Raw genomic sequence first — 12,408 nt, 5'->3', positions numbered from 1 at the left:
AGAAAGTCAACAAAGGAAAACGAACAACTTATGTTTGTTCGTTTTTTACTTGAGTGCTAAGATTTACAGAGGAAAATCTAAAATATAGAGCCATTTCCAATATGGAAATATGCTATAATGGAGTATAAAGAATACAAGAGGTGTTTGAAATGACAAAATTGTACGGAAGTTTAGAAGCTGGTGGAACGAAGTTTATCTGTGCTGTGGGTGATGAAAATTTTAATGTTGTAGAAAAGACACAATTTCCTACGACCACGCCGATTGAGACGTTAGATAAAACGGTTGAGTTTTTCTCTCGTTTTGATAATTTAGCAGGTCTGGCAGTGGGCTCTTTCGGTCCAATTGATATTGACCCTAATTCAAAAACATATGGCTACATTACGACAACTCCAAAACCACATTGGGCAAATGTAGACATCGTAGGAGCGCTTCGTCGTGCTTTGAATGTGCCTATTTACTTTACGACAGATGTCAACAGCTCTGCCTATGGTGAAGTTGTAGCCCGCAATAATGCTGGCGGTCGCATTGAAAATCTGGTTTATTATACGATTGGAACGGGAATTGGCGCTGGTGCTATCCAACGTGGTGAATTTGTTGGGGGGACAGGCCACCCAGAAATGGGTCACTACTATGTGGCTAAGCACCCGATGGATGAAGAAAAAGGCTTTAATGGCGTTTGTCCTTTCCACAAGGGATGTTTGGAAGGCTTAGCAGCTGGTCCTAGCTTAGAAGCGCGGACTGGTGTGCGTGGTGAAAATATTGAGCTCAATAATTCTGTCTGGGATATTCAGGCTTACTATATTGCGCAGGCAGCTATTCAAGCAACGGTGACTTTCCGTCCAGATGTTATTGTCTTTGGTGGTGGTGTGATGGCACAGCAGCACATGCTGGACCGTGTTCGTGAGAAATTCACTGTCCTGCTCAATGGCTACCTGCCAGTGCCAGATGTGCGTGACTACATTGTCACACCGGCTGTCGCAGGAAATGGTTCAGCCACACTAGGAAATTTTGTCCTCGCAAAAGATATTAGCGAACGCTATGCAAAATAAGTAAACAAGGCGTTGAGAGTGTTCAAATAAACGAAGGAGGCTGAGATAGGGAATCCAGCCTCTTCCATTTGAGGTGAAAGATGCAAAAAGCAATTGTGAAAGATCCTTTCTTTTTACAGCAAAAATCAGTTCCTGCCACGAAAGTTGATCTATTTTTGGCTCAGGACTTGCAGGATACCTTGTTGGCTCATAGAGAGTCTTGTGTCGGTCTTGCTGCCAATATGATTGGTTCCCAAAAGCGGGTGATTATTTTTATGTATGGTATGTTGCCCATGGTCATGTTTAATCCAATTCTCATTCAGAAATCAGGAGCTTATGAAACGGAAGAGGGCTGTCTATCCTTAACAGGCAGTCGGTCAACCATTCGTTACCAGAAAATCACGGTCGAATATCTGGATCAGAATTGGCTAAAGAAGACCATCACGTTAGAGGATTTTCCAGCGCAAATCTGCCAGCACGAATTGGATCATTTGGAAGGAATTCTCATATAGGAAATGTACCTGGAAAGGATAGGAATAGAATGAAAGTATACCAGCGCGATGGAGCAACATTTTATGCCATAGGCTTTCTCTTACTCTTTGCTATCTTTTTTATCATGGCTTTTGTATCTATGGATCAGGCTTCTCTTGAGTCAACAAGTCAAAATAGTGCTAATCAACTGGTTCATAGGAGTCCTACCAGCAAAGAAGACCAAAGAAGCAGGCAGACTACTGAAGAAAGCAACAATATGCTCAATCCGCTCTATTGGGGAATGGGCATAACCGCTATTTTTATGATCGTTCTAGGCTATATTTCGAATCATAAACCACCGATTTTAGAGATGGATGAAATGGGAATAAGGCTGAGAGGCTTATCTGCTAAAAGAGAGAAGTACTTCTTGTGGCAGGAGATTGAGCAAATTGAATACGATATCTATCGATCTAGCTCAGGACCGACCGGTCGGATTTTATATTTCTATCCCAAAAATCAAGAGGAGAGTGCGGTCTCTTTGGACTTGGATGATGTGAAAAATGCTAGCTTCAATGAACTTCATCAAGAAATTTCTCAACTTGCTCCTCATATCAAGTGGCTTTTTCCATAGAAATATTATTATAGAGTAGAGATTTGATCTGCTTATTTTACTTTCTATAATCTCAGTTGGATCGAAGATAATGGAGGCTGGGACAAAAGTCCTAGCCTCTCAATTTTCTTTGGATTGTCGAGCAAGACGCAATGGTTGAGTGGGCTCTACTACGCTGATTTCATCAGCTTTTACAGGCCTACTCAACTATGCGGAGGTGGGACGACGAAATCGAATTCTAACGAATTACCGATCTCTGTCCCACTCTCTTTTTTTGTAAGCAATTCTTTATATGGGCGATAGGCGTTTTGCATATTTTATTTAAGCCTTCACTTTTCAAGTTTTTTGAGCTGCTTAGTCATTCTAGCAATTGCGAAGGTACATTTTTATATATTTATAATTTCAAACGGTATTTACCAGTTTAGCCAAGTATGATAAAATAGAAAAGTCACAGTATTAAGAAATTAAGGAGACAATGATGAAAAAAGTATTTAAATACACAGCCTTGCTTGTGGCAGGTGTGAGCTTGACTGCTTGTGCTTTGCTTCCAAGTCCAAATAAAAAACATTCTGGTAAGCCAAGTCAGGAGAAGACTGTTAAAAAATCAGCCAGCAATGGGCAGGTTGATATCCAGATTAAAGAAGGTCAGTTTATTATGCCAAGCAACGGATCAGCTGATGCAAAATACTTGGCCTTATCTTTGGAAATTAAAAATAAAACAAATGATAAGATTATGATTTCCTCCTCAGACATTGGTTTTTATGATTCAGAGGGAGAAAAGATCCAGCCAGTCGGAGTCTATGACGACAAAGAAAATTTTAAAACACTGAGCTATGAAGATTTAGCGGAAGGAAAGACTCTTTCTGGTAATCTGGTCTTTAAGGTTGAAGATGGCAAGAAATATGAACTTCACTATGAGAAGAAAACCTATAGCTCGGATGAAAAAGTAGAAGCCATCAAACTAAAGGTTGATCCTGCGAAATATCCTAATCACGTTGACGAATCAAAGAAATTAGCTTCTGATTACCTCAATGCTGTTTTCTTGGGAGGAGAAGCAAAGACAAAATCCTCCAAAGACAAAGGCGATTTGGTCTTAGGTGGCGATTTGGAGCAAGATAAAAAAGATTATAGAGCAGCTTTTGCAGCAGATTTCACACGTAAATTGCATGATTATCCCTTTAGTGATGATGAAATCAACGCTTTCATTGATGCCTATGTGAAAAGTAATGCCAAACGCTCAGAAATTGATTACACAGTAGCCCAGTACATGCCAAATTCAATCGTTATCAAGATCAAACCGAGAACGGTCAGTCTAAAAAAAACCATGTATACCTACCGTCAAGATTTTTATGATAAGCATCGTTCTGAATATGGAAGTCTGAGTGACGTCTACAAAGCTACCGATAAGAGCTATGCTAATGATATGATGGCTGGAATGGATTCACGTCCTCTTCTTACGCCAGAACGCGATTATCAGTTGAAATTCGTCAAAACAGATGGCAAATGGGTTCTAGAGCGTGATTATTCTTATGAATCCATCGTCAGAGCTTTTGAAGGCGATATATCCTAATAGCAAGATGAGAGGGCAGATGCTTCATTCTGCTCTCTATTTTATTTTGTTTCCTAGTCTAGCTTTGTGTTATACTGGAGAATAGATATGTAGAGTAAAGGAGCCTGCCATGAAACAATTCTATGATAAATTAGTAAAAACGCGTCATTATCTTCATCAGCATCCAGAGCTGTCTGGCCAAGAGTATGAAACAACGGCCTTTCTAAGCCGTTATTTGCAAGACTTGGGGATAAAAATCTTGGACTCTGGCCTAGAGACGGGCTTGATTGCCGAAATCGGTCAGGGAGAACCAGTTATCGCCTTGAGAGCAGATATTGATGCCCTGCCCATTTTAGAGCAGACCGGTCTGCCTTACGCTAGCCAAAATCCTGGTGTCATGCATGCCTGCGGTCATGATTTTCATCAGACTAGTCTTCTGGGAGCGGCAGAGTTGCTCAAGGCTATGGAAGAAGATTTACAGGGAACCATTCGCCTGATTTTTCAGCCAGCTGAGGAGACCTCTCAAGGAGCCAGTCAAGTTCTGGCTACGGGTTTGCTGGACGATGTAGTTGCGATTATCGGTTTTCACAATATGCCCCAGTTAAAAGCTGGACAAATAGCCTTGAAGCCGGGAGCCATGATGGCAGGTGTGGAAAAGTTCAAGGTGACTGTGGAGGGAGTCAGTAGCCATGCGGCTCGGCCAGATTTGGGAGTAGATACGGTGCTGACTCTGACCAGCATGATTCAAAATCTCCAAGCTCTGGTTTCTCGGACTGTCTCGCCCTTTGAGCCAGTTGTTTTGTCTGTGACCCACATTGAGGCTGGGGCGACTTGGAATGTTCTGCCGCAAAATGGCTTCTTTGAAGGCACGATTCGTTGTTTTAACCTTGATTTGCAAAAGCGTTTGAAAGCAGATTTTATCCGTATTGTGGAGCATACGGCGGAGAATTTCGGTGCTAAGGTCACTATTGTCTGGGATCAGACTCCGCCAGTGACCTATAATGATCCAGAATTGGCCGAGCTTATTTTTGAAAACTCCCAGAACATCGGGGAGCTATTGACTGCTCAGCCATCTTCAGCTGGCGAAGACTTTGCCTTTTATCAAGAAAGAATCCCTGGTGTCTTTGCTTTTATCGGCTCAAATGGTGCAGCAGATGCGCCTGACCTGCACCATGATAGCATGACGATTGACGATGCAGCCTTTCAGGTCTCTGTGCCTTACTATGTCGAAAACGCCCTCTTTCTCCTCAAGCACTATAAGAAATAACTATAGTCTTTCATAGGAAATAAGAACTAGGCAAGCTTCTCTTCTTTTGTTATCATAGAAAAACAAGATTTCGATCTTTTCAAATAGTTTGAATAATCGAATCAGTGATAAAGAAAATCTATCACCTTGATAAAAAATATATAATGGTCAGGATTTTCGACTTTTGGTATGATAGAAACATGCTCTTTAGGAGGAGATAGAGATATGAATATTAAAAAAATATTGAAATACACTGCCACTGCTGTGGTAGGAAGTCTTGCAGTTGGGCTGCTTGTGGCCTGCTCGTCTTCTGCAAGTAAAGATAGTGCTACAAAGAAAAAGACGATTGAAGTCGGAACGGTTGGAACAACTAAGCCTTTCTCTTATGAAGATAAGGACGGAAAACTAACTGGTTACGAAATTGAAGTGCTTCGTGAAATCTTCAAAGGTTCAGATAAGTACGAAGTCAACTTCAACAAGACCAAATGGGCTTCTGTTTTCTCTGGCTTGGATAGTGACCGCTACCAAATTGGTGCCAATAACATCAGTTATTCAGAAGACCGTGCTGGTAAATACCTCTATACCAACCCTTACGCTAAAAACCCAACCGTCTTGGTGGTTCGTAAAGGAGTGAATATCAAGTCGCTGGACGATATCGGAGGCAAGTCCACTGAGGTTGTTCAAGGTACTTCAACAGCCAAACAACTGGAAAAGTACAATGAAGAACACAGTTCAAATCCAACAACCATCAACTACACAGATGGTACAATCCAGCAAATCTTGGCTAATTTGAATGATGGCCGCTCAGACTACAAGATCTTTGAACGTATCACGGTGGATACCATCATCAAAGACCAAGGTCTGGATAATGTCGAAGTGATTGAACTTCCAAGTGACCAACAACCGTATGTCTATCCAATCCTTGCTTCAGGACAAGAAGAGCTTCAAACCTTCATGAACAAGCGGATCAAGGAACTCTATGAGGATGGCACACTTGAAAAATTATCAAAAGAATTCTTTGGCGGTACTTATTTGCCAGATGCCAAGGATATCAAGTAAGTTCTGATTTTCTTTGCCCTAGGCAATCGGAAATAACTTACAACCCTTTCATTAGAAAAAAATATATTTTATAAGGAGATTATCTCATGAAATTGAAAAAATGGTTTGGTGCAACAGCGCTCTTAGCTGTAGCAGCATTTGGTTTGGCAGCTTGCTCGTCTTCAACATCAAAAAACGCTAAGTCAGCAGACAATGCAACAGTGACTGTAAAAGTTGGTGTGATGAGCCTCAGTGATACAGAGGAAGCGCGCTGGAACAAGGTTCAGGAAATCCTTGATAAGGATAAAGCAGGTGTTAAATTGGAGTTCACCCAATTTACAGACTATTCTCAACCTAACCAAGCAGTTCGCGACGGTGATGTAGATATCAATGCCTTCCAGCATTACTACTACTTGAAAAACTGGAATAAAGAAAACAATGCTGATTTGGTGTCTGTAGCAGATACTTATATCGCACCAATCCGTCTTTACTCTGGGACTAAAGATGGCAAAAACAAATATACCGATGTGAAAGACATTCCAGAAAACGGAAGCATTGCTGTGCCAAATGACCCAACAAATGAAAGCCGTGCTTTGAACCTTCTTCAAGCAGCTGGTTTGATTAAGTTGGACGTGGATTCAACTAAACTTGCGACTGTTGCTAACATCAAAGAAAATAAGAAAAACTTGAAAATTTCTGAATTGGATGCTTCTCAAACAGCAGCTTCTCTTACTTCTGTAGATGCAGCGGTTGTCAACAATACCTTCGTTCGTGAAGCTGGTATTGACTACAAGAGCGCTCTTTACAAAGAAAAGACAGATGAAAATTCTAAACTGTGGTACAACCTGATTGCTGCTAAGAAAGATTGGGAAAAATCTGACAAGGCAGACGCCATCAAGAAAATCATCAAGGCTTACCATACTGACGAAGTTAAAAAAGTCATTGAAGAGTCTTCAGATGGTATGGATCAACCAGTTTGGTAAGATTTTATAGAAAATAATTGAAGATAGAAAGGGCGGGGAATGGATTTCTCCAGCCCTTTATCTGCTATTAGTTAGAGTTTTTATCAGCGAAGATAATTTAGCAATATTAAAACGCGGAGTCAAAGACTTACATGACAGCAAGTCTTTGCTCTTTCGTGAATCATAGCAGATAATCTTTAAAGAGATGCGATTAGTAGGAGTTACACATGCCTTTCTCAACTGAGAGTGAACAAATTAAAAAGTTTGAAAATGATGAGGTAGCCCAGCACTATTTTGAGGTGTTGCGGACCTTGATTTCTAAAAAGTCTATCTTTGCCCAGCAAATTGGGCTCAAGGAGGTAGCTACCTATCTGGGAGAAATTTTCACTGCCGCGGGTGCTAAAGTGATGATTGATGACAGTTACACGGCTCCCTTTGTATTGGCAGAGTTTCAGTCGGACAATCCTGAGGCCAAGACTATCATTTTCTATCACCACTATGATACGGTTCCGGCCGATAATGACCAGCCTTGGACCAACGACCCCTTTACTCTGTCAGTCCACTACGGTGTTATGTATGGTCGCGGGGTCGATGATGACAAAGGGCACATTACTGCGCGTTTGACAGCGGTACGTAAGTATATCCGAGAGCATGGTTCGCTGCCAGTCAATATCATCTTCATGATGGAGGGAGCAGAGGAGTCGGCTTCAACAGACTTGGATAAATATCTGGCCAAGCATAAGAAACATTTGCGGGGAGCAGATTTGCTGGTCTGGGAGCAGGGCACGCGTAATAATCTAGGTCAGTTGGAGATTTCTGGTGGGAATAAGGGCATTGTCACCTTTGATATGTCTGTTCGCAGTGCAGAAGTCGATATCCATTCTAGCTATGGCGGTGTCATTAATTCAGCTTCTTGGTACTTGATGGATGCTATCTCTAGCCTGCGTAGTGTGGACGGTCGAATCTTAGTGGAGGGCATCTATGAACAAGTAGAGGAGCCCAATGAGCGAGAGCTGGCTTTGATTGCCCAGTACGCTCTGAAGACACCAGAAGAGTTGAAGGAAATTTACGGCCTCCAGCTTCCAGTCTTGAAGGAGGAAAGGCAGGAATTTCTGCGTCGCTTCTATTTTGAGCCAGCCATTAACATTGAAGGCTTCGGTTCGGGCTATCAGGGACAAGGAGTCAAAACCATCCTCCCAGCATATGCATCTGCCAAGATGGAAGTACGCTTGGTACCAGGCTTGGAGCCCCATGATGTCTTGGACAAGATTCGCAAGCAACTGGACAAAAATGGCTATGATAAGATAGAATTAACTTATACATTGGGAGAAATGAGCTATCGTAGCGATATGAGTGCCCCTTCTATCCTGAATGTGATTGAACTGGCCAAGGATTTTTATCCAGAAGGCATCTCAGTGCTTCCAACATCGGCAGGAACAGGGCCTATGCATACAGTCTTTGAGGCTTTGGAAGTTCCGATGGCTGCCTTTGGCTTGGGAAATGCCAACAGTCGAGATCATGGTGGCGATGAAAATGTCAAGATTGCCGATTATTATACCCATATTGAATTAATCAAGGAGTTAATCAGAAGTTATGAGCAATGAAATTATCAAATTAGACCGTATTGATGTCACTTTCACGCAGAAAAATCGTGTCATCAAGGCAGTTGAAGATGTGACCATTCATATCAATCAGGGGGATATTTACGGTATCGTGGGTTATTCTGGTGCCGGAAAGTCCACTCTGGTGCGGGTTATTAATCTTTTGCAGAAGCCCTCTGCTGGTCGCATCACTGTGGATGGGACAGTCCTATACGACAAGGAGACTGTCCAGCTGAATGCGGCTCAACTGCGGGAAAAGCGCAAGGATATTGGCATGATTTTCCAGCATTTCAATCTGATGGCTCAGATGACGGCCAAGGAAAATGTCGCATTTGCCTTGAAGCACTCAACTTTGTCTGCTGCTGAAAAAGAGGAGAAGGTTCGCAAACTTTTAGAACTGGTTGGTCTGGAAGATCGAGCGGATAATTATCCGTCTCAACTGTCTGGTGGGCAGAAGCAGCGCGTGGCGATTGCTAGAGCCTTGGCCAATGACCCGAAAATCTTGATTTCAGATGAAGCGACTTCGGCATTGGATCCTAAAACAACCAAGCAAATTTTAGCCTTGCTTCAGGATTTGAACCAAAAGCTGGGGCTGACGATTGTACTGATCACGCACGAAATGCAGATTGTCAAAGATATTGCCAATCGTGTAGCTGTTATGCAGAATGGGAAATTGATCGAGGAAGGCTCGGTTTTGGATATCTTTACCAATCCACAGAATGAATTGACCCAAGACTTTATCACAACGGCAACAGGCATCACTGAAGCGATGGTTAAAATCAATCAACAGAAGATTGTGCAAGATCTGCCAGCAGATTCTGTATTGGCGCATTTGAAGTATGCTGGTACGGTGACAGATACAGCCATTATCAACGATATCTACAAGCAGTATCAAGTTTCAGCCAATATTTTACATGCTAACATTGAGATTTTAGACAATGTGCCTGTCGGGGAGATGGTAGTCATTTTGTCAGGAAATGCAGAAAATCTTGCGTCTGCTCAAAGCAATTTACAAGCTGCTGGCGTAGAATTAAAGGTGCTTAAGGGAGGAATTTAGATTGATAGACTTGATTAAAACATTTTTGCCTAACGTCTATAAAATGGGCTGGGCTGGTCAGGCTGGCTGGGGCACAGCGATTTATCTGACCCTTTATATGACAATTATTTCCTTCCTGATCGGTGGGATTCTAGGNTTGATCGCTGGACTTTTCCTTGTATTGACAGCGCCAGGTGGTATTTTAGAAAATAAAACAGCTTTTTTCATCTTGGACAAGGTCACGTCCATCTTTCGGGCAATTCCCTTTATCATTCTCCTAGCTTTGATCAATCCTTTCACACGGATGATTGTGGGAACAGGGATTGGTCCAACAGCAGCTTTGGTGCCACTATCTTTGGCGGTCTTCCCTTTCTTTGCCCGTCAGGTGCAGGTGGTTCTGTCAGAATTAGATCGCGGTGTGATTGAAGCAGCGCAGGCGGTTGGAGCTAACTCATGGGATATCATCGGCGTTTACCTGCGTGAAGGCTTACCAGACTTGATTCGGGTGACAACAGTGACCCTAATCTCGCTAGTCGGCGAAACAGCTATGGCGGGAGCGATCGGTGCAGGTGGCCTTGGAAATGTAGCGATTGCCTATGGTTATCAACGTTTCAACCAAGATGTGACCATTTTAGCGACTGTTTTGCTCTTACTTCTTATCTTCTTTATCCAGTTTTTGGGCGATTTCTTAACCAGAAAAATCAGCCATCGCTAGACGAGAGTGGGACAGAAATCGGTAATTCGTTAGAATTCGATTTCGTCGTCCCACCTCCGCACAGTTGAGTAGGGCTGTAAAAGCTGATGAAATCAGCGTAATAGAGCCCGCTCAACCACTGCGTCTTGCTCGACAATCCAAAGACAATTGAGAGGCTAGGACTTTTGTCCCAGCCTCCTTTTGTCGGCTATCATCCTTTGAAAAGTCTGAAAATTTAATTTACATTCTATTTTCATAATGCTATAATAAATAAAGCCAAGTATAGAAAAATAGCATAATAAATTACTTCTTGGCAGTGCTGGATTTTGCCCATGCCGAGGGAAGCAAGTATATCAAGGATGCTAGATCTACAAACCTTGCTAAAACTTCCTCCTGCAGGAAGGATGCCAAGGTATGAAATGCACATTTTCACTTATCAAGGATATAGCTATCAATAGTTTTATGAAGTTTTGACTTCAGAATTAGAAAGGAATCGATGATGACATTGTTAACACTTAAAGAGTTGAAATGGACGGGAGTCTTTGCTCTGCTCTACTTTCTCTGTGTCGGACTAGGAGTACTAGTAGGCCACTTTTTTGACAATGCTGGCAATATGCTTTATGCTCCAGTATTTGCCGCAGTTTTTGGTGGAAGCGTTTATATGTGCCTGCAAAGCAAGATTAAAAAATTTGGAGCAATCAGCTTAGTAGGCCTAATAATGGGAGGCTTTTTCCTCCTGTCTGGTCATTTTATGATTGCTGGTTTGCCGGGTTTGGTGTTCGGTCTCTTGGCGGACACGATTGCAGGCTTGGGCAAATACGAAAATAAATTCTTGAATCTGATTTCCTTTGTTTGTTTCTCTTTTGTCAATTCAGGGCCTATTATCCTCATGTGGCTAGCACGTCAGGCTTATATTGATAGCTTGGTAGCGCGTGGTAAGACAGCAGAATACATCAATCGGATTTTGCTACCATTGGATTTTCCGACCATCGCTAGTTTTATCGTGATGGTAGTGGCAGGTGCTTTAATCGGTGGCCTGCTGGGCCAATATCTGGTAAAAAAGCGCAGTGCAAAAGCTGCCTCTCAGTCATAAAAAGTCAAGCCAGATGAAAGTTGCTGGATTTTCCTATCCTAGCTTGCTCAAGGAATTGTTCTGGCATAAGTTTGATCCAGAAAAAAACTAGCTTGCATGCTATATCTTTGAGAAATAGACGGTTATAAAAAAATTCTATGCCTCCAGCTCTAGCGAAAAGAGCCTAATTTTGGTAAGATTAGAAGACTTGGAGAATATCAGGCTCAAGGCCTGGGAGGAATAAGATGAACAACATATTAGTGCTGCAGTCGGACTTCGGTCTGGTAGATGGAGCAGTGTCGGCTATGATTGGAGTGGCTTTGGAGGAATCACCAACGCTGAAAATCCATCATTTGACCCATGATATCACCCCTTACAATATTTTTGAGGGTAGTTATCGTCTCTTTCAAACGGTAGATTATTGGCCAGAGGGAACAACTTTTGTTTCAGTCGTGGATCCGGGAGTGGGTTCCAAGCGGAAAAGCGTGGTTGCTAAGACCAGTAAAAATCAATATATCGTGACACCTGATAATGGTACTCTGTCCTTTATCAAAAAGCATGTCGGTATTGTAGCTATTCGTGAGATTTCAGAAGTGGAAAATCGCCGCAAGAATACCGAGCATTCTTATACCTTTCATGGGCGAGATGTCTATGCCTACACAGGTGCAAAGCTGGCTAGCGGCCATATCAGTTTTGAGGAAGTTGGCCCAGAGTTGAGTGTCGAAGAAATTGTCGAAATCCCTGTTGTGGAGACGAGACTAGCGGATAATTTGGTCAGTGGAGCTATTGACATTTTGGATGTTCGCTTTGGTTCCCTTTGGACTTCGATTACGCGCGAGGAGTTCTGCACCTTGGAGCCAAACTTTGGCGACCGTTTCGAAGTTACTATTTACAACAATGATATGCTGGTTTATCAAAACCAAGTGACCTATGGCAAGTCCTTTGCGGATGTCCGTATTGGTCAGCCGATTTTGTACATCAATTCCCTCTATCGGGTGGGCTTGGCTATCAACCAAGGTTCCTTTGCCAAGGCCTATAATGTTGGTGTTGGTGCTCAATGGCATATTGAGATTAAACGTATAGAAAATTAAAGGAGAACAT

The 12,408-nt window shown here is 42.4% G+C and carries 12 protein-coding genes; all 12 read left to right on the top strand.

The features are described 5' to 3' along the window. Positions 1-149: 149 nt before the first annotated feature. Positions 150-1,049, top strand: a complete 900-nt coding sequence (gene scrK / locus D8792_RS00525) for a fructokinase ScrK (protein WP_005591797.1) — start codon at positions 150-152, stop codon at positions 1,047-1,049. 80 nt (positions 1,050-1,129) lie between these two features. Beyond that, entirely contained in the window at positions 1,130-1,540 is a 411-nt protein-coding gene (locus D8792_RS00520; RefSeq protein ID WP_125372470.1) for a peptide deformylase, read from the top strand. A gap of 29 nt (positions 1,541-1,569) precedes the next feature. Further along, entirely contained in the window at positions 1,570-2,130 is a 561-nt protein-coding gene (locus D8792_RS00515; RefSeq protein ID WP_125372469.1) for a hypothetical protein, read from the top strand. Between the two features lie 454 nt (positions 2,131-2,584). Further along, the gene (locus D8792_RS00505; protein ID WP_185758372.1) at positions 2,585-3,679 is read left to right on the top strand and encodes a DUF4352 domain-containing protein; all 1,095 of its coding nucleotides are present in this window, start codon (positions 2,585-2,587) and stop codon (positions 3,677-3,679) included. Positions 3,680-3,788: 109 nt separating this feature from the next. After that, entirely contained in the window at positions 3,789-4,925 is a 1,137-nt protein-coding gene (locus D8792_RS00500; RefSeq protein WP_125372467.1) for an amidohydrolase, read from the top strand. 204 nt (positions 4,926-5,129) lie between these two features. Next, positions 5,130-5,963, top strand: a complete 834-nt coding sequence (locus D8792_RS00495; RefSeq protein WP_005592302.1) for an amino acid ABC transporter substrate-binding protein — start codon at positions 5,130-5,132, stop codon at positions 5,961-5,963. Between the two features lie 86 nt (positions 5,964-6,049). Beyond that, a complete protein-coding gene (locus D8792_RS00490) occupies positions 6,050-6,925 on the top strand; it encodes a MetQ/NlpA family ABC transporter substrate-binding protein (RefSeq protein WP_125372466.1) in 876 nt (291 codons plus the stop codon). Between the two features lie 206 nt (positions 6,926-7,131). Then, complete coding sequence (locus tag D8792_RS00485; RefSeq protein WP_125372465.1) at positions 7,132-8,508, top strand: M20/M25/M40 family metallo-hydrolase; 1,377 nt, start codon at positions 7,132-7,134, stop codon at positions 8,506-8,508. Next, the gene (locus D8792_RS00480; RefSeq protein WP_005591808.1) at positions 8,498-9,562 is read left to right on the top strand and encodes a methionine ABC transporter ATP-binding protein; all 1,065 of its coding nucleotides are present in this window, start codon (positions 8,498-8,500) and stop codon (positions 9,560-9,562) included. The genes D8792_RS00485 and D8792_RS00480 overlap by 11 nt, the downstream gene beginning before the upstream one ends. 1 nt (position 9,563) lies before the next feature. Next, positions 9,564-10,256 carry a methionine ABC transporter permease gene (locus tag D8792_RS00475; RefSeq protein ID WP_005591809.1) on the top strand — a complete coding sequence of 231 codons (693 nt, stop codon included), beginning with the start codon at positions 9,564-9,566 and terminating at the stop codon, positions 10,254-10,256. Positions 10,257-10,734: 478 nt separating this feature from the next. Next, positions 10,735-11,328, top strand: coding sequence for an MptD family putative ECF transporter S component (locus tag D8792_RS00465; protein WP_125372464.1), 594 nt, complete (start codon positions 10,735-10,737; stop codon positions 11,326-11,328). Positions 11,329-11,552: 224 nt separating this feature from the next. Next, positions 11,553-12,398: an SAM hydrolase/SAM-dependent halogenase family protein gene (locus tag D8792_RS00460; RefSeq protein WP_015605665.1), complete on the top strand. Its 846-nt coding sequence runs from the start codon at positions 11,553-11,555 to the stop codon at positions 12,396-12,398. The last annotated feature ends 10 nt before the right edge of the window (positions 12,399-12,408 follow it).

The sequence above is a fragment of the Streptococcus cristatus genome (assembly GCF_003943505.1).
Classification (GTDB): domain Bacteria; phylum Bacillota; class Bacilli; order Lactobacillales; family Streptococcaceae; genus Streptococcus; species Streptococcus cristatus_E.
The sequence above is the reverse complement of the archived record's forward strand: the minus strand, read 5'-3'. Positions and strand labels throughout refer to the sequence as shown.

Excerpts from the sequence above, each read along its gene's own strand:
- scrK (WP_005591797.1), top strand. The coding sequence starts at position 150 with ATGACAAAATTGTACGGAAGTTTAGAAGCTGGTGGAACGAAGTTTATC.
- D8792_RS00520 (WP_125372470.1), top strand. The coding sequence starts at position 1,130 with ATGCAAAAAGCAATTGTGAAAGATCCTTTCTTTTTACAGCAAAAATCA.
- D8792_RS00515 (WP_125372469.1), top strand. The coding sequence starts at position 1,570 with ATGAAAGTATACCAGCGCGATGGAGCAACATTTTATGCCATAGGCTTT.
- D8792_RS00505 (WP_185758372.1), top strand. The coding sequence starts at position 2,585 with ATGATGAAAAAAGTATTTAAATACACAGCCTTGCTTGTGGCAGGTGTG.
- D8792_RS00500 (WP_125372467.1), top strand. The coding sequence starts at position 3,789 with ATGAAACAATTCTATGATAAATTAGTAAAAACGCGTCATTATCTTCAT.
- D8792_RS00495 (WP_005592302.1), top strand. The coding sequence starts at position 5,130 with ATGAATATTAAAAAAATATTGAAATACACTGCCACTGCTGTGGTAGGA.
- D8792_RS00490 (WP_125372466.1), top strand. The coding sequence starts at position 6,050 with ATGAAATTGAAAAAATGGTTTGGTGCAACAGCGCTCTTAGCTGTAGCA.
- D8792_RS00485 (WP_125372465.1), top strand. The coding sequence starts at position 7,132 with ATGCCTTTCTCAACTGAGAGTGAACAAATTAAAAAGTTTGAAAATGAT.
- D8792_RS00480 (WP_005591808.1), top strand. The coding sequence starts at position 8,498 with ATGAGCAATGAAATTATCAAATTAGACCGTATTGATGTCACTTTCACG.
- D8792_RS00465 (WP_125372464.1), top strand. The coding sequence starts at position 10,735 with ATGACATTGTTAACACTTAAAGAGTTGAAATGGACGGGAGTCTTTGCT.
- D8792_RS00460 (WP_015605665.1), top strand. The coding sequence starts at position 11,553 with ATGAACAACATATTAGTGCTGCAGTCGGACTTCGGTCTGGTAGATGGA.